Source organism: Micromonospora sp. LOL_024, assembly GCF_048060415.1.
Taxonomy (GTDB): domain Bacteria; phylum Actinomycetota; class Actinomycetes; order Mycobacteriales; family Micromonosporaceae; genus Micromonospora.
Genome location: NZ_JBHMIS010000023.1, coordinates 1 through 25,888, shown reverse-complemented (window position 1 = coordinate 25,888; position 25,888 = coordinate 1). Strand labels below are relative to the sequence as shown.

24 protein-coding genes are annotated in these 25,888 nt (G+C 69.9%); 17 read left to right on the top strand and 7 right to left on the bottom strand.

The window, feature by feature from the left end; genetic code table 11:
• The first annotated feature begins 27 nt into the window (after nt 1–27).
• From ACFHWY_RS20870 to ACFHWY_RS20855, 4 genes are read left to right on the top strand one after another with little or no spacing between them, the layout of a single operon-like run.
• The gene (locus tag ACFHWY_RS20870; RefSeq protein ID WP_416581909.1) at nt 28–1,593 is read left to right on the top strand and encodes an ABC transporter substrate-binding protein; all 1,566 of its coding nucleotides are present in this window, start codon (nt 28–30) and stop codon (nt 1,591–1,593) included.
• Nucleotides 1,590–2,534, top strand: coding sequence for an ABC transporter permease (locus ACFHWY_RS20865; RefSeq protein WP_416581908.1), 945 nt, complete (start codon nt 1,590–1,592; stop codon nt 2,532–2,534). Before ACFHWY_RS20870 ends, ACFHWY_RS20865 begins: the two co-directional genes overlap by 4 nt.
• On the top strand, nt 2,531–4,918 hold the full coding sequence (locus ACFHWY_RS20860) for an ATP-binding cassette domain-containing protein (RefSeq protein ID WP_416581907.1): 2,388 nt from the start codon (nt 2,531–2,533) through the stop codon (nt 4,916–4,918). Before ACFHWY_RS20865 ends, ACFHWY_RS20860 begins: the two co-directional genes overlap by 4 nt.
• Nucleotides 4,915–5,487 (top strand): GNAT family N-acetyltransferase, encoded by a 573-nt coding sequence (locus ACFHWY_RS20855; RefSeq protein WP_416581906.1) that lies wholly within the window; start codon nt 4,915–4,917, stop codon nt 5,485–5,487. The genes ACFHWY_RS20860 and ACFHWY_RS20855 overlap by 4 nt, the downstream gene beginning before the upstream one ends.
• Nucleotides 5,488–5,702: 215 nt before the next feature.
• On the opposite strand, the gene ACFHWY_RS20850 is transcribed toward ACFHWY_RS20855, so the two are convergent.
• Nucleotides 5,703–6,893 (bottom strand): SDR family NAD(P)-dependent oxidoreductase, encoded by a 1,191-nt coding sequence (locus tag ACFHWY_RS20850; RefSeq protein ID WP_416581905.1) that lies wholly within the window; start codon nt 6,891–6,893, stop codon nt 5,703–5,705.
• Nucleotides 6,890–8,158: an ABC1 kinase family protein gene (locus ACFHWY_RS20845; protein WP_416581904.1), complete on the bottom strand. Its 1,269-nt coding sequence runs from the start codon at nt 8,156–8,158 to the stop codon at nt 6,890–6,892. The genes ACFHWY_RS20850 and ACFHWY_RS20845 overlap by 4 nt, the downstream gene beginning before the upstream one ends.
• 133 nt (nt 8,159–8,291) lie before the next feature.
• On the opposite strand from ACFHWY_RS20845, the gene ACFHWY_RS20840 reads away from it, so the two are divergent.
• The 11 genes from ACFHWY_RS20840 (at nt 8,292) to ACFHWY_RS20790 (ending at nt 19,300) form a co-directional block, all read left to right on the top strand.
• On the top strand, nt 8,292–9,608 hold the full coding sequence (locus tag ACFHWY_RS20840; protein WP_416581903.1) for a HEAT repeat domain-containing protein: 1,317 nt from the start codon (nt 8,292–8,294) through the stop codon (nt 9,606–9,608).
• A gap of 96 nt (nt 9,609–9,704) precedes the next feature.
• Nucleotides 9,705–10,349 carry a DUF6073 family protein gene (locus tag ACFHWY_RS20835; protein ID WP_416581902.1) on the top strand — a complete coding sequence of 215 codons (645 nt, stop codon included), beginning with the start codon at nt 9,705–9,707 and terminating at the stop codon, nt 10,347–10,349.
• 103 nt (nt 10,350–10,452) lie between these two features.
• Nucleotides 10,453–11,301, top strand: coding sequence for an SRPBCC family protein (locus ACFHWY_RS20830; RefSeq protein ID WP_416581901.1), 849 nt, complete (start codon nt 10,453–10,455; stop codon nt 11,299–11,301).
• A 68-nt stretch (nt 11,302–11,369) separates the two neighbouring features.
• The gene (locus tag ACFHWY_RS20825; RefSeq protein ID WP_416581960.1) at nt 11,370–12,080 is read left to right on the top strand and encodes a winged helix-turn-helix transcriptional regulator; all 711 of its coding nucleotides are present in this window, start codon (nt 11,370–11,372) and stop codon (nt 12,078–12,080) included.
• Nucleotides 12,081–12,123: 43 nt separating this feature from the next.
• On the top strand, nt 12,124–12,591 hold the full coding sequence (locus ACFHWY_RS20820) for a YdeI/OmpD-associated family protein (RefSeq protein ID WP_416581900.1): 468 nt from the start codon (nt 12,124–12,126) through the stop codon (nt 12,589–12,591).
• Nucleotides 12,592–12,831: 240 nt separating this feature from the next.
• Complete coding sequence (locus ACFHWY_RS20815; RefSeq protein WP_416581899.1) at nt 12,832–13,878, top strand: SRPBCC family protein; 1,047 nt, start codon at nt 12,832–12,834, stop codon at nt 13,876–13,878.
• A 29-nt stretch (nt 13,879–13,907) separates the two neighbouring features.
• Nucleotides 13,908–15,155 (top strand): cytochrome P450, encoded by a 1,248-nt coding sequence (locus ACFHWY_RS20810; protein WP_416581898.1) that lies wholly within the window; start codon nt 13,908–13,910, stop codon nt 15,153–15,155.
• Between the two features lie 70 nt (nt 15,156–15,225).
• Complete coding sequence (locus ACFHWY_RS20805; RefSeq protein ID WP_416581897.1) at nt 15,226–16,233, top strand: ATP-binding cassette domain-containing protein; 1,008 nt, start codon at nt 15,226–15,228, stop codon at nt 16,231–16,233.
• Nucleotides 16,230–17,078: an ABC transporter permease gene (locus ACFHWY_RS20800; protein ID WP_416581896.1), complete on the top strand. Its 849-nt coding sequence runs from the start codon at nt 16,230–16,232 to the stop codon at nt 17,076–17,078. The genes ACFHWY_RS20805 and ACFHWY_RS20800 overlap by 4 nt, the downstream gene beginning before the upstream one ends.
• A 54-nt stretch (nt 17,079–17,132) precedes the next feature.
• Nucleotides 17,133–17,894, top strand: a complete 762-nt coding sequence (locus ACFHWY_RS20795; protein ID WP_416581895.1) for a sulfotransferase family protein — start codon at nt 17,133–17,135, stop codon at nt 17,892–17,894.
• An 89-nt stretch (nt 17,895–17,983) separates the two neighbouring features.
• Nucleotides 17,984–19,300: an alkyl sulfatase dimerization domain-containing protein gene (locus tag ACFHWY_RS20790; protein WP_416581894.1), complete on the top strand. Its 1,317-nt coding sequence runs from the start codon at nt 17,984–17,986 to the stop codon at nt 19,298–19,300.
• 289 nt (nt 19,301–19,589) lie between these two features.
• On the opposite strand, the gene ACFHWY_RS20785 is transcribed toward ACFHWY_RS20790, so the two are convergent.
• Both ACFHWY_RS20785 and ACFHWY_RS20780 read right to left on the bottom strand, forming a co-directional pair.
• Nucleotides 19,590–19,979 (bottom strand): VOC family protein, encoded by a 390-nt coding sequence (locus ACFHWY_RS20785; RefSeq protein WP_416581893.1) that lies wholly within the window; start codon nt 19,977–19,979, stop codon nt 19,590–19,592.
• Nucleotides 19,980–20,082: 103 nt separating this feature from the next.
• Entirely contained in the window at nt 20,083–20,793 is a 711-nt protein-coding gene (locus ACFHWY_RS20780; RefSeq protein WP_416581892.1) for a hypothetical protein, read from the bottom strand.
• Nucleotides 20,794–21,010: 217 nt separating this feature from the next.
• On the opposite strand from ACFHWY_RS20780, the gene ACFHWY_RS20775 reads away from it, so the two are divergent.
• Complete coding sequence (locus tag ACFHWY_RS20775; RefSeq protein ID WP_416581891.1) at nt 21,011–21,856, top strand: class I SAM-dependent methyltransferase; 846 nt, start codon at nt 21,011–21,013, stop codon at nt 21,854–21,856.
• 33 nt (nt 21,857–21,889) lie between these two features.
• Nucleotides 21,890–23,206 (top strand): cytochrome P450, encoded by a 1,317-nt coding sequence (locus tag ACFHWY_RS20770; RefSeq protein WP_416581890.1) that lies wholly within the window; start codon nt 21,890–21,892, stop codon nt 23,204–23,206.
• A 230-nt stretch (nt 23,207–23,436) separates the two neighbouring features.
• Here the strand turns inward: ACFHWY_RS20770 and ACFHWY_RS20765 are convergent, their stop codons facing one another.
• The 3 genes from ACFHWY_RS20765 to ACFHWY_RS20755 form a co-directional block, all read right to left on the bottom strand.
• Nucleotides 23,437–24,210: a helix-turn-helix transcriptional regulator gene (locus tag ACFHWY_RS20765; protein ID WP_416581959.1), complete on the bottom strand. Its 774-nt coding sequence runs from the start codon at nt 24,208–24,210 to the stop codon at nt 23,437–23,439.
• A 318-nt stretch (nt 24,211–24,528) separates the two neighbouring features.
• Entirely contained in the window at nt 24,529–25,392 is an 864-nt protein-coding gene (locus ACFHWY_RS20760) for an ISAs1 family transposase (protein WP_416581889.1), read from the bottom strand.
• Nucleotides 25,304–25,537 carry a hypothetical protein gene (locus tag ACFHWY_RS20755; RefSeq protein ID WP_416581888.1) on the bottom strand — a complete coding sequence of 78 codons (234 nt, stop codon included), beginning with the start codon at nt 25,535–25,537 and terminating at the stop codon, nt 25,304–25,306. The genes ACFHWY_RS20760 and ACFHWY_RS20755 overlap by 89 nt, the downstream gene beginning before the upstream one ends.
• Nucleotides 25,538–25,888: the final 351 nt, after the last annotated feature.

Below are 25,888 nucleotides of genomic sequence, written 5' to 3'. Positions count from 1 at the left end.
CCTCTCCATCCCGAAAGGACATCCACTATGGTTCACCCACCCTTCACCGCGCCGAGAATGTCTCGCCGCGGCCTGCTCGGCGGCGCCGCCGCCGTCTCCGCCGCCCTGCTGACCGGCTGCGGTTCGGGCAACGAACCGGCCGCCACCGCGGCTGGCGAACCTCGTCGCGGCGGGCGGCTGCGGGCCGCCTTCGCCGGCGGCGGCGCCAACGAGACGTTGGACCCGCACCTGGCGAACCTGTTCAACGAGGCGTCGCGTGCCAAGGCGATGTTCGACAAGCTCGCCGACTACGGCCCGGACGTCTCCATCCAACCCCGCCTCGCCGAAGGCTGGGAGCCCAGCAGCGACCTGACCCGCTGGCGGATCACTCTGCGCCCGGCCACCTTCCACGACGGTAGGCCGGTCCGCGCCGCCGACGTGCTCTACAGCTATGCGAGGATGACCGACCCGAAGAAGGCGTTCCGCGCCAAGGCCAGCCTCGAACTGCTGGACCTGCCCAACAGTCGCGCCGTCGACGACCGCACTCTTGAGCTGGCCCTCAAGAGGCCCTTCGCGGAGTTTCCCAACGCCCTGGCCGCGTTCGGCGCGTACATCGTCCCCGAGGGCGCCGACAGCTTCGAGCGTCCCGTCGGGTCCGGGCCGTTCACCTTCGACTCGTGGCAGCCCGGCCGGACGCTGCTGCTCAAGCGGTACGACGGCTACTGGGACGGTGCCGCGCACCTCGACGAGCTGGAGTACCTGATCAGCAACGAGGAGTCGGCTCGGGTGAATGCCCTGCTCGCCGGTCAGGTGGACTACGCGCACGACATCACCCCCATCACCGCGCGTACCCACGCCGACAGCGGTCGGATGACCGTCACCCGGATGCCGAACAGCACCATGCAGTCGTTCGTCATGAAGGTCGACCGGCCGCCGTTCGACAACCGAGACCTGCGCGAGGCGATGTTCCTGCTCACCGACCGCCAACAACTGGTCGACACCGTCCTCGCCGGGTCCGGGCAGATCGGCAACGACCTGTTCGGCAAGGGCTACCAGTACTACGCCGACGACATCCCCCAGCGCGGTCTCGACCTCGACCGCGCCCGGTTCCTCGTCGACAAGGCCGGCGCCAAGGGCCTGCGCATCCCGCTCGACACCGCGCCGGTGGCCAGCGGTTTCGTCGAGGCCGCCAGTGTCTTCACCGAACAGGCCAAGCAGGCCGGGCTCGTCATCGAGACCGCGATGGGCAACAAGGACACCTACTGGAAGGACATCCTGAATTCCGGTGTGCTGGCGTCGTACCGCTCCGGTGCCATGCCCATCGAAACGCACATCTCTCAGCGGCTGCTGACCAACTCCACCACCAACGCCACCCGGTGGACCCGACCCGAGTTCGACGCCCTCTACGCCAAGGCCATCTCCAGCGCCGACGAGGCGACCCGCCGGCAGGCGTACGGCGACATGCAGCGCACCCTGCACGCCGAGGGCGGATTCCTGATCTGGGGCTTCGCCGACTTCCTCGTCGCCGCCGCGCCCCGGGTGGGTGGAGTGTCCGCCAACGCACCCGCCAACACCCTCGACTGGGCCCGCTTCGACAAGGTCTGGCTGGGGTGAGCCTGCCCAGCTATGCCGTCGGGCGGCTGCTGCTCGGCCTTGGGCAGGTCGCCGGGATCACCACCATCGTGTTCGTGCTCACCGAGGCGTTGCCCGGTGACGCGGCGGTGGTGATCGCAGGCGACCAGCCCGACCCGGCCCGCATCGCCGTGATCCGGGCGCAGTTGGACCTCGACCGACCGGCCTGGCAGCGCTATCTCGACTGGTTGACCGACCTGCTTCGCGGCGACCTCGGGGTCTCGCTGATCTCGCAGCGGCCGGTCGCCGACCGGCTCGTCGACAGCGCGGGTGCCACCCTGCTGCTGGCCGTGGTGACCCTCCTCGTGCTGGTCCCGCTCGCCATCGCGCTCGGCATGTTGGCCGCCCGCCGGGAAGGGGGACGAGTGGATCGGGTGGTGTCCGCCGTGTCGGTCGCGTTGTACGCGGTCCCGGAATTCGCCCTGGCGATCCTGCTCGTCGCCGTCTTCGGTGTCCAACTCGGTTGGTTACCACCCACCGCGTTCGGCGCCGACCTGCTCGCCCAGCCGTCGGTGCTCGTGCTGCCCCTGCTGGTGTTGCTCGCCCGGCCGATCTGCACCATCAGCCGGCTCACCCGCGCCGGCCTGCTCGACGCCCTGCGTGGCGAACACGTGCGCCACGCCCGCCGGCTCGGCATCACCGGCGGCCGGCTCTGGCTGCGCCACGTCCTGCCCGGTGCTCTGGCGCCGGTCGTGCAGCAACTCGCCCGTACCACCGACTGGCTGCTCGGCGGGGTCATCGTCGTCGAGGCGGTGTTCGTCATCCCCGGACTCGGCACCGCCCTGGTCGACGCGGTGTCCACCCGCGACATCCCCACCGTGCAGTCGCTGTGTGTTCTCATCGCCGTCACCACGGTGGTGGTGAACCTGGCCGCCGATCTGGTGGCGTTCCGTCTCGCACCCCGTGTCGGTGCGGTGCGATGAGGCGGCTGCGCACACTGACCGGGGCGGCGTTGCTCACGGTGCCCCTCGCGCTGGCCGTGCTCGGCCCGGTGCTGGCCGACGAGCCGGATGGCCGCACGTTCCCGTTCGCCGCCGACGGTGTGCTGGGCACCGACTTCGTCGGCCGCGACGTCGGGCAGCAGGTCCTCCTCGGTGGCCGTTCCGTTGTCGTGGTCGCCGTCTGCGCGACGGTGCTGGCGTACCTCATCGGCGTGCCGGTCGGCCTGCTGGCCGCGTCCGCCCGCCGCCGGTGGGTCGACGAGCTGCTCATGCGCCCCCTCGACCTGACCCTGGCCGTGCCGTCGCTGCTGCTGCTGATCCTGCTGGCAGCCACCGCGCCGCCCGGGCCTCTGACGCTCGTGGGGATCGTCGCGCTGATCGGGCTGCCGGAGATCGCCCGGATCACCCGGGCCGCAGCGCTGCCGCTGGCCCACGGGCCGGCGATGGAGGCGATGCGCCTGTACCGCGAGACCTGGTGGCGGCGCGGCCCCGGGTACGTCGGCGCCGGCATCCGCCGGATCCTGCTCGCCGACGCCGGAGTACGGTTCATCGGCGCCATATACCTGGTCGCCACCGCCAGCTTTCTGGGCATCGGCGTCGCACCCGATGCGGCGGACTGGGCGGTCATGGTGGACCGCAACCGCACCGGGCTGTTCCTACAGCCCTGGGCCGTCGCCGTGCCGGCAGCGCTCATCATCTCCCTGGCCGTCGGTCTCAACCTGGTCACCGACCGTCTGCTGATCAGCCGTGGCGCCAGCACCCCGTCGTCGCCCGCGCCCGCCCCGACCGGACACCGTCCGCCGGCGAGCGGGCCGCTGCTCCAGGTGCAGGGCCTTCGGGCCACGACTGTCGGCCGGACGTTGGTTGACGGCGTCTCCTTCGACCTGCCCGCCGGCGAGATCCTCGCCGTCATCGGCGTGTCCGGCAGCGGCAAGACCACCACCGGCCGGGCGGTGCTCGGCGAGGTCACACCCGGCGTGACTCTCAGCGGCGCCATCACCCTGGCCGGCCAGCCGGTCACGGCCGCCACCCCGCCGAAGCCCGGAACTGTCGGATACGTGCCCCAGCAGCCCGCCGCTGCCCTCAATCCCGTGCGCCGCATCGGTGCCGTGCTCCACGAGATCGCCCGCCACCACGCACCCGGTGACAGCCGCAGTGCCCGCCGCCGCATGGTGACGGCCGTGCTCGAACGTGTCAGTCTGCCCGGCGACCGCCGGTTCCTGCGCCGCTTTGCTCACCAGCTCTCCGGCGGCCAGCAACAACGCCTCGTCATCGCGCACGCCCTGCTGGCCAATGCCGTTCTGCTCGTCGCCGACGAACCCACCACCGGGCAGGACGCGCTCACCCGTAGTGACGTCGCCCGGGAACTGTGCAAGCTCGCCGGCGACGGCATCGCCGTCATCCTGCTCAGCCACGACCTGCACCTCGTGCGAGCCGTCGCCGACCAGGTCCTCGTGCTGCACCACGGCACCGCCATCGAACAGGGCCCGGCCGTCGAGGTCCTCGCCACACCACGCCACCGGCACACGCGGGAGTTGATCGCCGCGCCACCGGCCCGGACGCAGGCCGCGGTGCGCGAGGACACGCCGCTGCTGCAGGTCACCGGCCTGAGTGCCGCCCACCGCGACGGCAGTCGGCAACGCGACGTGATCCGGGACGTCGACCTGGCCGTCCCGGCCGGACGGTGCCTGGCCGTGGTCGGACGGTCCGGCAGCGGCAAGACCACCCTCGCCCGCTGCGTCGCCGGCCTGCACGCCGCCCACACCGGCCGCGTGACGCTCGCCGCGCACCACCTCGCCGCGCACCTCGAACGGCGACAGCCGCACGAACTCGCCGCCATCCAGTACGTGTTCCAGGATGCCCGGGCCAGCTTCAACCCGTACCGGCCGGTGCTCGACCAGGCGGCGAGTCCCGCGCAACGCCTGCGGAACGCGACCCCGGAGCAGGCGCGCCGTGCCGCCCTGGACCTGCTCGAACGGGTTGGCCTCGCCGAACACACCGTGGTCCAACGTCCCGAGCGGCTCTCCGGCGGCGAACTGCACCGCGCGGCGCTCGCCCGCGCTCTCGCCAGCGAGCCCCGCGTCCTCATCTGCGACGAGACGACCGCCGGGCTCGACAGCGTCACCCAGCACCGCATCCTCACGCTCCTCGACGAGCTGCGGCGCAGTCTCCAGCTGACTCTCGTCGTGATCAGCCACGACCGCGACGTGGTGGCTCACCTAGCCGACGACATCGTCGTTGTCGACAACGGAGCCGTCGTCGATCGCGGCCCTGCCGACGCCCTGCTCACCCACGCACACCATCCGCTGACCCGCGCGCTTCTCAACCCGGATGCGACGACCGCCGTCGCACCGTCGCAACCATGACCGGAGGAACGATGCAGTACCGACACAACGTCGGCCCGTACGACGTCCAGATTGCCGACCATCGGCACGTCGACGGAGCGCGCAGCGTCATGCTCGACACCTTCTACCGTGACTTCGGCCACGGCTACCGGCCCGACTGGCACCAGGATGTCATCGACCTCGCCGGCACCTACCTCACGCCGGATCACCATGCCCTGTTCGTCGCGACCAAGGGCGACGAAGTCGTCGGCACCACCGCGGTGCGCGCCGCCGGACCCAAGAGCCCACCCCATCCGCGCTACCTCGCCCAGCGCTACCCCGATGACGTCACCGCGCAGCTGTTCCGGGTCTATGTGCGGGCTGAGCACCGACGCTGCGGCCTCGCCCGGGCACTCGTCGGCCTCGCCGTCGAGTTCGTCGCCCAGCAACCCCGCTATCAGGCGCTCTACCTGCACACCGACACCCGCATCGACGGTGCCGAACCGTTCTGGCGGAGTATGGCCACGCCGATCCACGACTCGCGCGACGGCCATGACGACACCAGGCAGACCGTCCACTTCGAGATTCCGCTACCGGTCCGCCCCCAGTAGCCCACATCCCGCCGGCCAAAAGGTGTCCGGGGGCGCGCTACGAGGACCCCGACGGTGGGTCCGTGGCGGCGCGGGCGGCCGAGCGGCGGTGGAGGTGTGACGTGTCTGGCCGACACGACGGTAGGCGCCGTGCTGCTGGTCATCGACGGCGCGGTGGCGCTGGTCCCGTTCTGTTGGGGCTGCGTCCGCGCCGTCCGGCGGCCGGTCCACCCAATTCAGTGCCCGGTTACTAGCAGCCGTGTCGTCGAGCCCGGTGTGGCCGGCAGTCGCAGCAGTGCCTCGAGTGCCGCCGTGCCGGGGCCGATCGGGATCGGCGGCATGCCCATCCGGCGCGCCGCGGCGACCGCGCCGGGCGTGCCGTGGGCCATCCCCGCACCGCTCCACAGGGACCATTCGGCCACCACGACCGCGGCCCGGGGTAGGTTGGCGGCGCTGCGCCCGGCGGCCCGGCGCAGCAACTCGTTGGCCAGCGCGTAGGCACCGAGGCTGCGGTGCGGGCGCTCGGCGGTGATCGATCCGTACACCACGATGTGCCGCAGCGCCCGTTGCTGCACGGCGGCGAGCACGTTGCGCAGCCCATCCGATTTGACCCTCTGTAGGGCGCGTAGCGTGGATGGCGTCATCGCAGCCACTGGCCCGCCGCGTAACAGTCCCGCGCAGTGCACGAGCACCGCCGGCACCGGGGCGGTGACCCCGCTGAGCGCGCGGCGTAGCCCGGTGCCGTCCGTCACGTCGGCGCGGACCAGCGTGACCCCGCCGGCCGCGAGGCGGGCGAGATGTCGCCGCGCCGCCGGGCCGAGTTCGCGGGGGTCGGCCGTGTCCACCAGGATCGGGTGCAGGCCGCGCCGGCAGGCCAGCACGGCGGCGGCGCGTAATCCCAGCCCGCCCAGCCCGCCGGTGACGACCACCGATCCCGGATGCGGCTGGCCGCCGTCGGACGGCAGCGCACACGCCCGCCACGCGGTGGTAGTAAATCGGCCGCGGTCGTCGACGCGCAACTCGGCGTCGACCGCTTCTCCCGCGGCCGCGGCCATCGCGGCCCGTACGGCGGTGGGGGAGCCGCGGCCGGTCAGCTCCACCACGACGACCGACAACCGGGGATCCTCGACGGCCGCGGCCCGCACGAGGCTACCGCCGCCGGCGCCCAGGTGCAGCAGCGCCAGCCGCCCGCCGCGGCTGCCGGCACGGGCCACGGCGTCGAGCAGGCGGGCGTTGTCGGCCTGCCGGAACCGGCGGCCGAGCAGCACTGCGGTAGCGCGGGGCGCGGTGGGATTCGAGGCCGCGTCGAGGGCGCCGGCCGCCGGGTGCCGTGGCGGACCGATCACGGTCCACCGGAACGAGCGGTCGGCGGGTGGCGCGGTCGCCGGCACCTCGTACGGCGCCAGGACGTCCAGCGGCGCGTTCATCGCAGCACGGTGAGCAGCGTGGGAATGGCCTCGCCCTGGAAGTCGACGTCCACGTCGAACTCGTTGATCATGCCTTCGAGCACCAGGAGCGACATCAGCGGGAAGACGAACTCCGGTGCCGCCACGATGCCGGAGCGGCGTTGCAGGTCGAACAGCCGGGTGGCGAACGGTCCCAGCCGGAACTGCCCGGCGGTGCGCCGGTGGGTGCTCTCCACCAGCTCACGTACGTCAGACCGGAAAGCCGCCAGGTCGCAGTCGGCGGGCACCTGCTCGGCACTGCGCAGCACCACGTCGGCGGCCTTCTCGCCACGCCCGAGCGACATGTTGAGAAAGAACTCGGCGAACAGCCGGCGCACCTGCGGGGTCAGCTGCACCACGAACCCGGCGTCGAGCAGCACCACGTCGGTGTCGCTGAGGTAGAGGTTGCCGGGGTGCATGTCGCAGTGCACCAGCCCGTCGATGAAGAGCATGCGGTACACGCCCTGCAGGACCTGCCGGACGATCTCCCTGCGCTGCTCGCGGGTCAGGTCGCCGGGCCGGAACCGGCGCAGGCCGGGGATCCACTCCATCACCAGTACGCCGTCGCGGCTCAGTTCCGGCAGCGGCGCGGGGATCCGGATCGACGACACGCCGGCCAGGTTGCGCCGCAGCGCGGCCAGCGCGGTCGCCTCCTGGGTGAGGTCGAGTTGTTGCAGCACCGCGGCTGACACGTGGCGCACCAACCGGCGCATCGGCACTCGGTGCAGCCCGGGCAGCCGTTGCGCCAGGCGGGCCCCGGCCCCGAGCAGTTCGAAGTCGGTGCGCATCTGCGGACCGATGCCGGGCCGTCGCACCTTGACCGCGACGGGGGTGCCGTCGGGCAGCCAGGCCTGGTAGACCGATGCGATGCTGCCGCTGCCGGCGGGCTCGTCGGCGATGCGGGCGAACGGGCCGCCGCCCGGGTATGCGAGCGCCAGTGCCGTCCGCGCCGCGTGCGCCGACATCGGGGCCACCCGGTCGTGTAGATGTCGCAGTTGCTCGCACCGCCGCTCGGAGAGCACGTCCGTGCGGGTACTCAGCAGCTGACCACCCTTGACGAAGGTCGGACCAAGCCGGGTGAGCAGCACGGTCAGGCTCGGCTCGTGGTGCGGTCGACGGGTCAGCCGGCGTCGGGTGGTGGCGAGCAGGTGGCTGCCGGTGATGGCCGCCCAGGCGCCCACACGCAGGGCGATGACCAGGCGCGACGAGCGCGGGACGCTGTCCGACGGTGGGGTGGTCGAAGCCATGGTCAGCGCCTCCTTGTCGCTATCGCAATATACAGCGCAGAGCGGGGATGGAAAGGTGTGAGAAGTCTGATGCTTTAGATTAATGTAGCGTCGGTTCCGTTGGTCCTAATGGATCTGATGGAGGGAAGACGACATGGCGATCGACCTGTGTAACAAGTCCCCCGTGTCCGCCAACGGCGAGGTCCGTTCGTGGGACCCGGCGGTATCCCCGGAGCCGGCGCTGCTCGAGGACCTCGGCGCGGAGCAGCGGGACGCCCTCAACTTCGCGTACCGCACCACGTTGAGCAACGTGGACCCGAGGCTCGTGGCGGGGGACCCGGCCGCCTGGGCGAGTGACTTCGGGTACGCACTGAACCGGGTGGCGATCCGGCTCGACAACCGGACGAACGACGAGCTGCGACACCAGGCGCTGCACCACTCCGACCCGGCGATGCGCGAGCAGGCCCTGTACGAGTACGCCGACCGCGACCAAGCGGACGCGATCGAGCTGCTCGTGCAGGCGGTCCGGCACGACAGCAACCGGGAGGTCCGCTGGGACGCGCTCTGGGCTATCGAGAAGCTGGGCGGCCCGGAGGCCATCGCGGCGCTGACCGGGTTCCTTGACGACGCCGACCCGGAGATCGCCGAGTGGGCCAAACTGTTCATCAGCGAACTGCAGACCGGTGACCCCTCGTTCGACGGCCGCAACGCGCTCTACACGCCCGGTCGCACCTTCGACGAGACGATCTACCTGCTGATCCACTGTGACCTCTACGTGCGGCTCGACGAGAGCAACACCCACTGGGGCAAGATCTCGCTGGCGCCGCAGGGGCTCGCCCGCATCTACGGCCAGGCGCACGCCTGCCCCAACGTGTCGACCCGCGAGCGCCAGTTGGTGATCGCGAAGACCATCTCCGGCCTGCACGAGGACGGCTCGCCGCACTGCGACAACTACCTGTTCCGGGGCTTCACCGACCGGACCCGCAGGGACCGCGGGAACTTCTTCTTCGAGTCGCTGGTGCCGCGGACGTTCTTCAAGTCCGGCCGCGCCGACGACCCGAGCCAGGGCACTCGGCAGGCGAACATCGGCTTCGCCCGGTACGGGACCTGGCACCTGGAGCCGAGGTTCCAGGTGCGAGAGGAGGCGGCGATCCGCTACGTGCGCGGCCGCTTCCAGGGCTGGGGTCACGTCAATCTGGCCCGCATCGCCGGCCGGTCGTTGGAGGAGATCCTCACCCCCGGCAACGGCGTGCTGTCGACCCTGCACGACCCTGAGGTCGGCCCGATGACGAACGCGTTCATCCTCGGCACATTCAAGGGCAAGCTGAACGACTGGGACGGCGACGGTGTCATCGACCTCAACTCGCGTGACGTCTACTCGACCGCGGACGGCGAAATCGACTCCGACCAGGACGGCGTGGCCGACCGGCCCGGTCTGACCTGCTGCGACCACACGACCCTGATGCCCTGACGAGCGGCGCCGCCCGCTCGTCGGCGGTGACGCTGCCCTATTTCTCGATTCGATCTGGGCGGCCCTGGCCGCGCCGAAACCGCAGGAGGAGAAACCATGACGACTCCCAGCACCAAGCCCTCCGTCATCTACGGTCGGCCTGTGACGACCGACGGCGTTCCGAACCGCTACGCCGGCACGCCGGTGCAGCCGTGGACTCCGCCGGTCCCGGGCATCGACAACCTGGGGATCACGTCCGTCGACACGTTCGCCGTGCCCGGCGTCGGGGAATACACCGTGCCGTTCGACGGCTACGTCCGGGTGGTTCGCTCGGAGCCCACGTCGGACGAGTGGGCGACGGCTGAGGTCTACACCAACCTCATCGAGATGAAGATGACCGGTTCCTGCGAGGAACTTGGCGAGATCACCGTGACGCTCAACCCGGACTGCCTGTCCACCGGCCAGATCCGCACACCGTTCGACCCGTACGCGGGTGAGGGGCCCTCGGCGAAGGCGTGCCGGATGGCGGTCGGCGCCATCTTCGACATGCCGAAGCTGGGCCTCAAGCTGATGAACAAGGAACCGATCATCCTGACCATCGACGACGTGCGGCAGATCCCCCCGGCGGGCTCCCCGGGCAAGGGCCAGATCTACCGGATGCTGCCGCTGCACGACACGCGGTACCCGGACAAGGACCCGGTCGCGTACGTGACCAGCCTGAAGTTCACCATGGGCGGCTACCTCGCCAAGGACGCGATGTAGCAGCGGGCCTCAGGTCTGCCGGGCCGGGACGGCAGGCCGTCCCGGCCCGGCACCGTCTCGGATACCGGGGCGGCGCAGGCTTGGAACCGACGGAGGAGTCGTCGTGGACAATGCTCAGCCGGCGGTGGGTGCCGCCGAACCGGTACGGGTCGACGTCGTGGTGCCGGCCACCGTGGCCGAGGTGTGGGCCGCGCTCACCGACGCGGTGCGGCTGGCCGCCTGGTTCGGCACGCCGCGCGGGTACTGGGTACCCGGGTCGTCCTGGCGCGTCGAGTTCGGCGACGGTGATTTCTTCCAGGTCACGCCGCGGCGTGTGGTCCCGGACCGGCGGGTCGAGTTCGACTGGTCGTTCCTCGGCGCTGGCCCGGTGCAGCGGGTGGTCTGGGAGGTGACGCCGGCCGTCGACCGAACACAAGTCACGGTGCGGGACGCCGACCCCGCGCGGTCGCCGGCCGAACTGCACCAGATGCGTGCCGGCTGGACGGACTTCCTGGATCGGCTCTCCGAATACCTGCGGACCGGCCGGCCGACCCGCTACGACTGGCGGGAGGAGATCGACGGGAGCGTCGACGTCGCGAGCGGGTGGCTGCCACTGCAACTCGACGTGGTGTTCCGGTGGCTGCCGATCGCCAGCGACGGCTTCCGGCCGAGCTGGTTCTTCGTCATCGACGACGACGGGCCGCGTCGGTTCGAGATCGTGAACTGGCGTCCGGGCGGGACGAGGATCGACTTCGGTGTCCGGATTCCGGGCTCCGGGCGAACCACGGTGGCCGAGGTGAACGTGGAGGCTATGGTCGATCGGCAGCGCCTGCGCTTCAGCCACCGCGGCTGGCGCGGCCTCGGATTGTCCGACGTGCGGGCCCGGTCGCTACGCAGCCGGTTCGCCGCCACCTGGACCGAGGCGCTCGATCAGGCCCGTCAGTTCGGCCGCGCCGTCGCCGCCGAACCCTGATCACTCGCCGCAACCTGACCGGCATGCGATACTCAAGCAGTGGGCAGCTGCCGGATGATCGGATGCGGGTGACCATGGCGCGCGAGAGGCGAAGTTACGACCAGCAGTGTGCCTTGGCGTACGCGCTCGACGTCGTGGGTGAGCGGTGGACCCTGCTTATCATTCGTGAACTTCTGCACGGACCGCGTCGTTACAGAGATTTACTAGAGGCGTTGCCCGGCATCGGCACCAACCTGCTGGCGGCCCGTCTGGTGTCCCTCGTCGACGCCGGCGTCCTCGCGCCCACCGAGCCGCGCCGCCGCACCGGCGGATACACGCTGACCGAGCTCGGCCGGTCCCTGCACGAGCCCATCCTCGGGTTGTCCCGTTTCGGGCTGGCCTACACGTCGACACACGAGGTCCGGCCCGGTGTGACGGTCCGCGCGTCGTGGGCCGTGCTGGCGGTCGAGGCCATGGTCGACAGCGAACGAGTGCCGGACGTCGGTGAGACCTACCAGTTCCAGGTGGACACGGAGACGTTCCACGTGGAGGTCGGTGCCGGGCAGGTCCAGGTGCGGCCCGGGCCGGCGGTCGACCCGACACTGACGGTACGGACCGACGCGAGTAGCTTCTTCCGGCTCGGCATGCGCCAGCTGGACCCGATCGAGGCCCTGGTCAGTGGTGCCGTGGCGGTGGAGGGCGTGCCGGCGGCCGTCACCCGGTGCCTGCGCCTGATCGGGCTGATGAGTGACACCGCCGCGCCCGGGCGGCTCGCCGTGCTCGGGCCGGCCCCCGCCTGAACACCGGCGACGGCGCCGGTCGGCTCGCGCAGAGGAGATCCGGATGAGTGAGACGTTCCACGGCACCCTGGTGTGCGAGCAGGTCGGCGCCTGGACGTACGTGACCGTGCCCGACGACGTCGCGGCCCGGCTCGGTGACCGCGCCCGGGTGCCGGTTAACGGGAAGGTCGAGGACACCCCGTACACGGGTTCGATGATGACCGGGCCGAACGGCACCCGTTACATCGTGGTCAACAAGGCCGTCCGGGAGGCGGCCGGCGTGAGCGCTGGGGACGCTGTGCGGGTCAGGCTCGAGCCCGACTCCGCGAAGCGGACTGTGGACGTCCCGGACGACCTTGCCGCCGCACTCACCGAGAGCCCGGCCGCCGGGGCGTTCTTCCAGAGCCTGTCGTATTCGCGCACAAAGGAGTACGTCACCTGGATCACGGGTGCCAAACGTGCGGAGACCCGCGCCCGCCGGGTCGCCCAGACGGTGAAGCTTCTCGAGGCCGGTCGGGTACTCAAGGGCTGACGGCACCCCGACCCCGGCGGACCGCTGCGCAAGTTGCGAGAAGCGGCCCCACCCGTGCGGCCCCTAGCATCGGCGGTACGAACCGAGGCCGCGGAGGGCGGCCGTGCACGGCACATCGGGCTCATGCTGACACGCGCCCGAGCGTCGACACCTGCGCGACGGGCGAAGCGGCGATGGACGCTGCCTGACCCCTAGGCCGCTCGGCTGCCGGCAGCCACGAGACGCACATCAGGAGGCACAGTGTCTGTCGAATCGATCGAACGCAACGGGTCGCAGCCGACGCCGGAGGCCCCGTGGCCGGATTTCGCCGAGCTGGAGCCGAAGCGCGCCGCCGATGCCTTTCCGCCGTTGAACGCCGTGCAGGCCCGCTCCGTCGTGCAGGACCGCTGGGAGCGGTTGGTCGCGGTGACCGAGGTGCCGACGCCGATCGACCGGGTCTGGCAGGCATTGACCTCCCCCGACGAGGTTCGCAGCTGGCTGGCGCGGTGCCGTGGCTCGCTCACCGAGCTCGGCAGCGACGTGCTGCTCGACTTCGAGGATGGCGAGTTCTTCCATTGCCGACCGGTTGTCGCCGAGGCACCACACGACGGTCGGGCGGTGCTGAAGTACTTCTGGCGTTGGGTCGGGGTCGGACCGGCCACCCGGGTGATCTGGGAGCTGGCCGCGACGTCGTCCGGGGGCACGAGGATCACCGCCACCGAGGAGGCGTTGAACTCGCCGTCGGACTGGCGCAGCTGGAACGGCAACGGCTGGCCGGGCATCCTCGACCAGCTGGCCGGCTTTCTGCGTACGGGCACGAGCTGGCGGTGGCCGTGGCGTCGGATGGGCCCGTACGTGCAGATCGAGCTGGAGGCCACGCCGTACGACGCGTGGGAGTTGCTGAGCAAGACCGAGTCGTTGCGCTACTGGCTGCAGCGCCGGTTCGGCTCGTTCGCCACCGGCGACAAGCTCACCCTGATCATGGGTGACGCCAGTGGCGTGGTGGAGTTGACGGTGCACCGTCATGTGGAGCCGAACCAGCAGTTCCCGTCCTACCTGCCGTGGCTGGAGTTCGGGCTGAAGCGGGCGTCCTGGCCGGTGGAGCTCAACGGCAAGCTATACATCGAGCCGGCTGGCGTGGACCGCAGTCTCTTCCAGATCTTCGTCGACAACTGGGAGAACCTGCCCACCGAGCTGCAGCGGGAGGAGCGGGAAATCATTTGCGGCTTCTTCCGCGACTCCATGGTCCGCGCGAAGAACATGACCTCACCCCGGCCCACGCCCTCCCACCCGCACGGCTGGTCCTGACCCGTGGCGCCCGACAGGAGACGATTGCCATGACGCTTTCCGAGCCTGCGGTCGAGGAGACCCCTGACGCCCTGATCCAGCTGATGTCCCCGGCCGCCACCGAGGACCCGTACCCGATTTATGCGCGGCTGCGGGAGACGGCGCCAGTCTTCCCGAGTCGGTTCGGCGCCTACCTTGTCACCCGGTACGCCGACGTGGAGTTCGTGCTCAAGCACTCGGACCTCTTCCCGGGCGCCCGCCCGGAGGCGATGGCCGAGATGTTCCCTCAGGCGGTCGAGCACGAGGCGTACGACGTGCTGGTCAGCTCGCTGGTCGGCAGCAACCCGCCGAAACACACCCGGCTGCGCCAGCTCATCGGGCGGGGCTTCACCAGCCGGCGGGTCGCCGCGCTGCAGATGTCGATGGAGCTGTGGTCGGACCGGCTGTTGGCCGGGGTGTCCGACCGGCTGAACGACGGTGAGACGGTGGACCTGCACTCGACGGTGTCGGTGCCGATGCCGATGCACATGATCTCGGACCTCATCGGCATCCCCGAACCCGACCGTGAGCGGCTCGCCGAGCAGGTGCCGGAGATGATGAACGTGGTCGACCCCGCCGCCAGCCCGGACGCGGTCCGCCGCGCCGACGACGCGTTCCGCGAACTCGGCGAGTACTTCGATGTGCTGATCGAGCAGCGACGCCGGGATCCCCGTGACGACCTGGTCTCTGCGTTGGTGTCGGCGCGCGACGACGGCGATGGCCGGCTCGATGACGCGGAGCTGCGTAACCTGCTCTTCACGCTCTGGTCGGCGGGGTTCGAGACCACCGCGACCGCGATCGACAACGCCGTGCTGCTGTTGCTCGCCGACCAGGCCCGCGGCTCCTGGCTGGATACCGAGGACGGCACCCGCAGGTTCGTCGAGGAGACGCTAAGGTACGAGCCGTCCGTGCAGGTCGCACCCGGCCTGCGGTTCGCCGCCGAGCCGGTGGTGCTGGGCGACGCGCTGATTCCGCAGGGCGCGCAGGTGCGGCTGTTGATCGGCGCGGCAAACCGGGACCCGGCAGCTTACCCCGATCCCGACGTATTCGATCCGAGCCGCGGCGGCCCGATGCCGTTGAGCTTCGGCGCGGGGATCCACTACTGCCTGGGCGCCGGACTGGCCAAGCTGGAGATCGGTGTGCTGCTGACCCGGCTGCGCATGACGATGCCCGGCCTGACCTTGGCCGGACCGCCGCTGCGGCGTCGTACGGTGCCGCTGCGCGACTTCGTCTCGGTGCCGGTCAAGCTCGCTCGATAGTGGTCTTCGATCGTTCCGGACGCGCGTTTCCACGCTGGATTAATGTGTAGCGAATGGTAAGGTCGTCGACATGGTGTATGCGATCAAGGCGCACAACCTCACCAAGAAGCTTGGTAAAAAAGAAGTATTGCGCGCCCTCTCCCTTGAAGCGCCGGCGGGGACCGTGGTGGGGCTCCTCGGTCCCAACGGCGCCGGTAAGACCACGACCGTTCGGATACTGTCGACGCTGCTGCCGGTCGACTCCGGTCGTGTGGAGATCTGCGGCATCGATGCCTCCGCGCAGCCCGGCCGGATCCGAGGTCTGATCGGGTTGACCGGCCAGTTTGCCGCCGTCGACATGGTGCTGACCGGTCGGGAGAACGTGGAACTCGTCGCTCGTCTCTACCGTATCGGCCGCGCCGAGGCGCGTCGGCGTACCGCCGAGGTGCTCGCCCGGTTCGGTCTGGATGAGGTCGCCGGCCAGCCGGTCAAGACCTACTCCGGTGGCATGCGGCGGCGTCTCGACCTGGCGACCAGCATCCTCATGCGCCCGAGGGTGCTGTTCCTGGACGAGCCGACGACCGGTCTCGACCTGGAGTCGCGGCTCGGCCTCTGGGCCGAGATCGAGACACTCGTCCGCGATGGCACCACGGTGCTGCTGACCACGCAGTACCTGGACGAGGCCGATCGCCTCGCGTCGTCGATCACGGTGCTGGACCACGGGCGGACCGTGGCGCAGGGATCCCCCACCGAGCTGAAGTCCCGGGTCGGTGGCGACCGGGTGGAGTTTGTGCTCGCCGATCCGGCTCAGATCGACACGGCGGTGAGCTTGCTGCGCACCGTGGGCGAACAGGAGCCGGTCGTCGACCGGTCACTGGCACAGGTCACGGTGCGCCTGGGGGGCGACGTCTCCGCGGTGGCGGAGATGCTGCGTCAGCTGCGGGACACCGATGTCCAGGTGGTGACCCACGTGGTGCGGCAGCCCACGTTGGATGACGTCTTCCTGGCGCTGACCGGGAGTCGGGCGGCGGCCGCCGCCGAGGAGGCGCCCGCGGCGCGTAACGGACGGCGCACCGCCGGGAAGGGAGCGGACAGGTGACCATCGACGAATCGCTGGCGCGACAGGACGTGAGCGGCCCGCAGGCCGGCGGCGAACCGGTCTCCCGGCGCGGCCCGGGCTGGTTCGTCAGCGATGTGGCGCTGCTGGCCGGGCGCAACCTCAAGCACATCCGACGCCGGCCAGACCAACTGATGGCCGCGATCCTGCAGCCGATGATGTTCTTCATCCTGTTCACGTACGTCTTCGGCGGCGCCATCTCGGTGCCCGGCGGTGACTATAAGCAGTTCGTGCTGCCAGGCGTGTTCGGCCAGATCGTGGTCTTCGGCGGCATCGCCGGCATGTGCGTCGGCATCGCGGAGGACCTGCGTAACGGCATGATGGACCGGTTCCGCTCGCTGCCGATGAGCAGCAGCGCGGTGCTCATCGGCCGGACCCTGGCCGAGATGGTGCGCAATCTCGTCGCGTTGATCGTCACCGGTGCGGTGGGGTATGCGTTCGGGTTCCGCCTGCATGGCACGCTGCTGCAGACCCTGGCTGGCATCGGCGTGTTGCTGCTGTTCGGCTTCGCGCTCTGCTGGGTGCTGGCCATCGTCGGCATCACCGCCTCCAGTGCGGAGGGTGCGCAGACGACGGCGATGCCTTGGATGTTCCTCTTCGGGTTCGTCAGCTCCGCGTTCGTGCCGTCGGAGTCGATGCCGGGCTGGTTGCGTCCGTTCAGCGACAACAGTCCGGTGACGTTGACCATCAACGCCGCCCGGGACTACTTCAACGGTGTGTCACCCGGGGGCGACGCCGTCGCGTCCGTGGTGTGGTCGATCGGGCTGCTGGTGGTGTTCGTACCGATCGCCACGATGCTCTTCCGCAGGGTGTCGGCGCGCACCTGACCTGGCCGCACCGGGACCACGTCGGACGCACGCTGCAAGAAGGAGGTGACGGGCATGGAGGTGATCGGCGTCGGCTTCGGACGTACCGGCACGGCCTCGCTCAAGCAGGCCCTGGACATCCTGGGCTGCGGTCCGACCTACCATACCAGGGAGATCTTGAAGGACCCGGGACGCTTGGCCGACTGGCGGCTCGCGGTAGCCGGCGAGCCGGTCGACTGGGACGGGATCTTCGCGGGATACCGGTCCACCGTGGACTGGCCCGGCACCGCATTCTGGCGCGAGCTTGCCGACCGCTATCCCGAAGCCAAGATAATTCTCACCGTAAGGGATCCGGTGCAGTGGCACCGTTCGTGCATGCGCACCATTTTCATGGCCTATCGGAAAGGTCGGATGAGTCGCGCTATGGTCGCCGTGATGCAGATTCCGCTGCGCCTTGTCGACCGTCGCCTGGAGGCCTTCAACCCCGTTTTTGACGGAGTCTTCCGGCGGCATTTCGGCGATGGGCCGATTCACGACGAGAAGTATGCCGTCGAGGTCTTCGAGAAACACGTCCGGGACGTGACGGAAGCCGTGCCGGCGGAGAGACTCCTGGTTTATCACCCAACGGAAGGATGGCCGACCTTGTGTAAATTTCTCGGGGTGGGTGTTCCCATTGTCGCCTTCCCCCACGACAACGACCAACAGGTGTTCCAGCAGCAGAGCCGGCGGTACGTGACCCGGGCCATCGGCCGGGTGGTCACCGCGCCGGTGCGGCGCCTCGGTGGCAGGGTCTCCCGACGTCGTGCCGGGGACAAGGCGGCCGGTCAGCTTCCCTGACCGGCCAACCCACAGGCGGGCGCCGGCGCTGCGACGACGGCCTCCCGAGTCGGTCCGCCCTGCCGTCGTCACGTCTTGGAGGCATCCCGGTGGACAAGGAACTCGAGGACTACGCCGACCGTGTCTGGCGCGGTGAAGATCAGCTGTTCGCCTACTTCAAGGGCGAGCTGCGCAAGGACGGGTTGCGTCGCATCGGCGACGGCGTTTGGATGTGGCCGGCCACCGGCAACGTGTACGTGTTCGAGACCGGCGCAGGCCTGGTGCTGTTCGACACCGGCGACCGCAACACGGCGCTGGGCCTGCACGCGGCGGTCCGGGCACGGACCACGGCGCCGGTGGCTGCCGCCGTCTACTCGCACGGACACATCGACCACGTCCTCGGTCTGACGCCGTTCGACACCGAGGCGGCTGATCGGGCCGACCCGGCCGTCATGGTCGTCGCGCACTCGGCAGTCTCGGACCGCTTCGCCCGGTACCGGCTCACCGGCGGCTACAATGCCGTGGTCAACCAGCGACAGTTTCGGGCGCCCGGCATCACCTGGCCGACGGTGTACCGCGAACCCGACCGGACCTATCGCGACGAGCTGACGCTGCGGTTCGGTGACCTGACGATGGAGCTGCGGCACGGCCGCGGTGAGACGGACGACGCCACCATCGGCTGGATACCGGAACGACGCATCCTGTGCTGTGGCGACTTCTACGCCTGGAACGCGCCTAACGCCGGCAACCCGCAGAAGGTGCAGAGGTACGTCAGCGAGTGGGCTGCCGCGCTGCGCGGGATGGCCAACCTCGGTGCCGAGGTGCTGCTCCCGGGTCACGGCGTGCCGATCGTCGGTGCCGACCGGATCCGCGAGACGCTGCTCGCCTCCGCCACGGTGCTGACCGTGCTGCACGACGGGGTCGTGGCGCGGATGAACGCGGGGCAGAGCCTGGACGAGATTTTGCATGCCGGGCTCGTCACCCCGGAGGTCGCCGAACTGCTCGAACGCCCGTGGCTGCGCCCCAGCTATGACGACCCGGAGTTCATCATCCGTAACGTGTGGCGCAGGTACGGCGGCTGGTACGACGGTGACCCGTCCACGGTGAAGCCGGCGCCGCGGGCGTCCGTGGCGGCCGAGCTGGCCGGGCTCGCTGGCGGCGCGCGACGGCTGGCGGGCCGGGCGCTTGAGCTGGCCGGGGCCGGCGATCTTGCCCTCGCCGGGCACCTGGTGGAATGGGCGGCGCAGAGTTCCCCGGACGACCCTGATGTGCAGCGGGCCCGGGCGCAGGTGTTTGGCCGCCTGGAAGCCGAGGCGCCGTCGCTGATGGCCCGCGGAATCTACGCGTGGGCAGCGGCGGAGTCCCAGGCCAGGGCCGATGGCTCAGATCCCTGGTCGACGATGCGCGGCGGGCGTTGGGCACCGTGACCATCGCGCCTTGACGCGCCAGCGGGGCGGCGGAGAGGGATCCCCACCGCCCCGGCAAGCTCGTCAGGCGATGCCGAGTACGGTCCGAGGGCGGCTGCTGTCGCGGGCGATGTTGGTGCGGCCGAGATCAGCGATGGTGGCAGAGCGGGCATGACTCACTTCTGACGATCAACGAGATGCAAACATCGATGATCAACGAATCGGTCGCACCCGCCCTGCTGCCACCATCAAGGCGCGTCTCCACCACCCCATCAAGCCGGACACACTCACGACTTGGCCGGGGCCCTGATCAGTCGGCCGGCTCCTCGACGATCATGACGCCGTTGCCGTCCGGATCCTCCATCGAGAAGAACGCGCCCCACGGCGCCTCGAACGGCGGCGACAGCTCCAGACCCTTCTCGGTCAGCTCACTGTGCAGCTCCTTGGCATCGGTGCAGGCGACGGAGATGTGCTGGGCCCCCGGGCGGAGCCCGCCGACGCCCCACGTCGCGAGGACGATGGTGGCGCCGCCGTCCGGCGCAGCGAGCTGAAGCCAGCGCAGCCCCGGCTCCGGCGGCATCTCGTCCGGCGTCATCTCATGATCACTCGTGACGGTGAAGCCGAGCTTCACGTAGAAATCCTTGGCCCTGTCCTGATCCGTGACCGGAATCGTGATCAGCGTAATGTGGCTGATTCCCATAGAACCTCCCAACTGCGACACAACGGAAATGTGTGATCAGCATATCGGAGTCGGATCGAATCCACACCGCGCCTCGCGTGGTGGCCGAAGGACAACCATGTCCTCAGTGCACGTCGGCCATTTCCCGGCGCAAGGTGTCGGCCGCGTTTCCGGTGCGGATGTCGCACACTCGGACCAGCGTGTCGTACGCGACCAGGGCGCCGCGCACGGTCTCGTTGTACAGATCCTGAGCGGCCACGCCGAGGTCACGCATCGGCTGCATGAACATCATGAAGAACGCATTGAAGTCGTACCCGTTGAGGATCTCCTCACCGAGCGCCTCCATCCGCTGCAGCAGCTGCACCCGGACCCGGAGCTTGCGCAGGTGCGCGATGCGGGCCTGGGCCATGCCGGCGAACCCGCCCTCACCGAGCTGGACGAGCCTGTTCTCGTAGCACTCGTCACGGCCCCTGGCCAAGGCGGTCGCGGCGTAGCCCTGAAGCTCCACGTACTCCATGACGGCCCGGTCGATGTGCGTGACCGTCCCGTCGAGGGCCCGGAACGTCTGCGAATAGGTCTTGAGGACGTTCGCCATCTGCTCACTGACCGCCGCACGGTCGAACGTGCCGTCTGGCCCGACCGCGCCGGCAGAGGCCTCGACGACGTGCCGGACCGTGTCGTCCAGGTTGGCCAGCGCCTCCATGCAGTCGCGGACCGAGCGGAGCGTCTCGCCGGTCGCGACGGCGTCCGACACCAGCCCCTTGACGATGTCCGCGGTGTCGGCTGCGGCGTAGTTGGTGGGGGGACATTCGTTGTGCAGACCCAGCACGCCCATTGCGTTCTCCCATCACGTGGTGATCGAGCCTTGGTCCCGACCCTAGGTGCGGTGCCCGGGCTGAGGCTTCTCCTGTGTTGCGAGGCCATCCGCCGGACGCCGCGAACAGCAAGCCGGGAGAAGTCCGGGGCACCGCCGCTGCCGAAGAATCTCCGGCAGGACTAGGGGGTGCCGCCGGGAGACCCGCCCAAGCGGACACTCCTCGAAAGGTGGTGCCATGGCCGGCGACCCGGCAGCCGACACAACCATGTCCACCAGCGAGTTGGCGCAGGTCTTCGACCGGGCAGCGCCCCGGTACGACCGCACCGGTGTGGCGTTCTTCGGGCCGATCGGCGAGCGCCTCGTGCGCGGGCTGAACCTGAGCGAGGGCCAGTCCGTCCTGGATGTCGGCTGCGGGCAGGGCGCGTGCACTGTGCCGGCGGCGCACGCGGTCGGACCGACCGGCCCGGTCGTCGGCATCGACGTGGCGTCGGCCATGGTCGACGGCGCCCGGGCCGAACTCGCCGACGAGATGCTGGACAACGCCTCGGTCACCGTGGGCGACGCGAGCGACCCGCCCTATCCGGCGGAGAGCTTCGACGCGGTGGTCGCCGGTCTGATGATCTTCCTGCTGCCCGACCCGCGAGGGGCGATCCGCCGGTACCGGACGCTGCTGCGCCCCGACGGCGTGCTGGGCATGAGCACGTTCGGCGTGGACGACCCGGCGTTCTTCCACGTCACCGACGCGGTCGTGCCGTTCGTCGTGGGCGGCATGCCGCCGGTGCCCGGGCGGACCGGGAATCCGCTACGCAGCAAGGAGGGCATCCGCGAGCTGCTGATCGACAGCGGCTTCGCCGACGTGCGCATCGACGACGAGACACTGGAGCTTGAGTTCCGGGACACCGCGCAGTGGTGGGACTGGCTGTGGCAGACCGCCGGACGGATGGTGCTCGAAAGAGTGCCGGAGCAGCGGCTGTGCGACGCCCAATCGGCCGCCGCCTCCCGGATGGAGGAGATCCGCGCCGATCGCGGCCGGCTCCTCGTGCGGTGGAACATCTGGTACACGTACGCCGTCGTGCGCTGACACCGCGTCCTATCGCCGACCGAAGGAGCCGTCATGGCCAGGTCCAGCCCACCCGCCCTGCCCGGCCTTCCGGTGCTGGGCAACGCCCTTTCGTTCATGCGCGACCCGGTGGCGCTGATCCGTGCCGGCCGGGCCGAGCTGGGGCCGGTGTTCGCGCTGAAGATGGGACCCAAGCGCTCCGTCGTCGTGGTCGGCCCCGAACAGAGCCGGCAGACCATCGCGCTGCCGGAGAGCACGCTGCAGGTCACACCCGTCTACCAGTGGGTCGAGCCGATGTTCGGTCGGGTCATGCAGGCCGCTGACCACGAGGACTACCTGCGCCAGCGGGCCGCGCTGGTACCGGCGTTCCATGGCCACAACCACGGTGACTACCTCGCCGCAATCGTCGGCGAAACGCGGTCCTGGCTCGACTCGCTGGGCCGCCAGGGCACCTTCGACGCGGCGGCCGACCTGGAGCGGCTGTCGATGGACATCGCGGTGCGGCTGTTCCTCGGCGCCGGCTTCCGGGACCGGCACGGCGTGCGGTTCCGGGAGTACTTCCTGGACATCGCGGCGGGCATGGAGTTCTTCCTACCCGCGAATCTGCCGCTGCCACGGCTGCGCCGGCGCGACCGCGCCAAGAAGGCGATATTCGAGCTGATGCGTCCGTACCTGCGCGCGGTCCGGACAGATCCGGATACCGGCCGGCACGGGTTTCTCGCGCACCTCGCCGGGTCCGACGAGTCGTTCGACGACGACACGGTCATCGGTCTCATCCTGATCCTGGTCTACGCGGCCTACGAGACGACCGCGGCGCAGCTGGCCTGGGCGCTGATCCTACTGTTGCAGAACCCGAAGGCGACGGCGGAGATCGAGATCGAGCTGGCCGACCTGCTCGTGGACAGCCGTGCGTGGGCCGTCGTTGACCTCCATCGGCAGCGGCTGTTGTTCGAGGCGCTGCTGGAGGCGCAGCGGCTGCGTCCGGTGACCACGATGCTCACCCGGCATACCGCCGCCGCGTACGAGGTGTGTGGGTACGAGGTGCCGGCCGGGTGGCAAACGCTGTTCTGCCCGCCGGCGACCCACCGTGACGAGGACGTGTTCCCCAACCCGGACGAGTTCGACCCGAGCCGCTTCAGCCCGGCTCGCGACTCTGCGGGCACCGCGGCGAGCAGCCTGCTGAATCTGGGTGGCGGGCTGCACGCCTGCCTCGGCGCCCGGTTCGCCGACCTGGAGATGAAGGCGGTGCTGGCGATGCTGCTGCGCGGGTACGACCTGGAGCTGACGAACGCCGACCCCCCGCCGGCGCCGGGCCTGGGCGTGGCCCGGCCGCTGAGCCCGTGTGGGATCCGCTACCGGGCGAGGCAGTGAGTGGCGGGTAAACCTTGTCCGGCGGACGGCCGGCCCGGTCCGGGTCCCGGCCCGAGGACTCGGGTGAGAGACGGGCGGCCTGGTTGTGCGGAAGTGATGCTGCGGGCGTTCATGGGCCAGGCCGCGCGCCCCGCGTGAGCGCGATGCTCCGGGTCAAGCGGCGGTCCGGCAGCGGGCGGCGGCCGTGCCCTCGGGCCGGTGATCGGGCCCCGCGAACCGTGCCCGCCGCGCTATCGGGCCCGGGCCCGGGCCTGTGTCCTGGCCTCCCGGCCGGCGTTCGTGATCAGCAGCGGGAAGGCGGTGAGCAGCGGCGGGTCGGTGACGGCCGGTCGGCGCAATGTGATCCATTCGCCTGACGAGGCGGAGTCGCACACCTCGCCGGCGTGGACCGTGCCGGAGCCGACGCAGAGACCGGCCGCGGGTTCCTCGGTGAGGACCGCTCCGATCGTGGCGTCCGACCGGACACTGACGGCCAGGACCGCGACGAGCGGAGGAGCACCGCTGGCGGGCTGGCTCGGCGCGGGCAGCGTGAAGTATCCCGGCGACGTGGTGACCGTGCAGGCCGACGGGGTCTGCTGCGCGATGCCGATGGGGAACAGCGCGACGACCGTCGCGCCCGTCGCGCCGTCGGGCCGCCGGTCCACCCGTCCGCGCAGGGCCCGCCCGGTCACGTCCGGCAGGCCGGTCAGTACCTCACCGACCGGAAGGTTGGCGAGTGCCCGGGCAGAGGTGCGGAACCGGCCCGGCGACATCCCGACGAGCCGGGTGAACTGGGTGGTGAACGTGCCGAAGCTGGAATACCCGACGGCGACGCTGATGTCGGTGGCGCTGGCGGAGGAGTGCAGCAGCAGGCGCTTGGCCTCGGCCATCCGCAGCGCGGTCAGGAAACGGCCGGGCGTGACGGCGGTGAGCAGCCGGAACACCCGGTGGAAGTGGAACGGGCTCATCAGCGAGGCGTGGGCGATGTCGTGCAACCGGTGCGGCTCGTTGATCCGCAGCCGCATCGCGGTCACCGCGCGTGTGATCGCAGCGATGTGGACTGAGTCGGTCGTGGGTGCTGCGTTATCGACGATAGGTGCGGGGAACGCACACATGGGCAACCCCCGGTTTCGCGATGTGTGGATTCCGGCGGCGGCGGGAGGCGACTGGTGCGATGCGGAAGGAGTGTCGCGGGGTGCGCCGGACGTATCGATGTTATTAATTCATTTAGCAGCTGGCAAGTGTCGCCTCTCGCTTCGTGGCGATCCTTTTTCGTGGACCATGCATCAACGGATTACCGGAAGGTAGATGTATGTCGGGTGTTAAGCGGGAATCTCAGGTTCTCAAGTCGCTGTACCAATGTGGCCGCAGGACCGGGACGGTGTAACAGTTCCAAGCCCAACGCGCGGACGAGGCGCAACAACAGGGCGTTCGCAAGGTCGAGGTATGTCCGTTCTAGGTGAGTCCGAGTATTTGTAGTGATTGGTATGGGTCTCGGCTGTTTCGGCGCTGAGTTGGTGCGATCGAGGTGGCGCCGCTGAGGCGGAGGAGGCTGATTGCGGTGTTGCGGAGGTGGCCAGGGCGCGGGGTGCGTTGCCGGTGGGTAGCCGGCTGGTGTCCTCGCGGTAGGTGGTGTCGCGAATGTGGTGAAGGACCTCGATGGCCCAGTGTCCGCGTAGCCAGTCGGCCAGGTCGGCGGGACTGGCCGCAGCTGCGGTGAGGCTGGTGATCGCGTAGACCGTGACGGTGGACCACCGTCCGGTGACCGGGTTGTGTCGGCGGCGTCGGATGCGTAGGGCGTGGGCCGCGTGTGGGAAGTCCAGCGCGAGCGGCCCCAGACAGGTGACCGCCTGCGATGCCCGGATGTCGTAGCGGCCGTGCCCGCGCTCGCGGGTGGCGTCCAGGGTGGGGATCTTCCCCCAGGGTAAGGCCTTGACCTGCCGGTACAGCCGTGGCTGATGGCGTTTGACGACGAAGACGTAACCGGCGTGCTGGTCCTCGACCGGCCAGCGGGCATGCTCGCGTTGGGTGTGCAGCGCGTCCGCCGTGATGACCGTCCTGGCCAGGTCCAGGCCGTCGAGCAACGGCTGGAACCGGCTGATCTCATTCGTCTTCCCATCAACGGTCGATCTGCGCCAGGACGATCTGCTCGGCGTGGTCCAACGCGGCCAGCAGGTGCACCTGAGACCCGGCCGGGCCGCTGCCACGCAGCGTCTTGTCGTCAACGGCGATCACCCGCCGGCCCCGCCCGGTCAGACCGGCTCGGCCGAGCAGCCAGCGACACACCGCGGCATCCAACGCGTCGGCGTCGATGCCGGCCAGCACCCGGCCCAGGGTGCCGTCATCAGGCACCCGCCGGCCCTCTCCTACGTACCCGCCGAAACCGGCGTGACTAGCGTCGACCAGAAAGCCAACCGGATAAGGAAAGGATCATCAGGCGGCCGTCGGCCAGACTTCGACACCAGCGCATACACCCACGCAACCAGGTCGAACGTGGCTTCGGTCGACGCACACACTGGCGAGGCCTGGCGACCAGGTACGACATGCTCATCGAGAGCTACGAAGCCACACTGGACCTCATCGAGATGCTCGACTGGCTCCGTGCCGTACCCGACCGCACTCCATGATCGCAGGACACCACCTAGGGCGTGTCTCCTGGATCTTGGGGTGCGGTTCGGCTATCCATGTTTGTCGTGAGTGGGC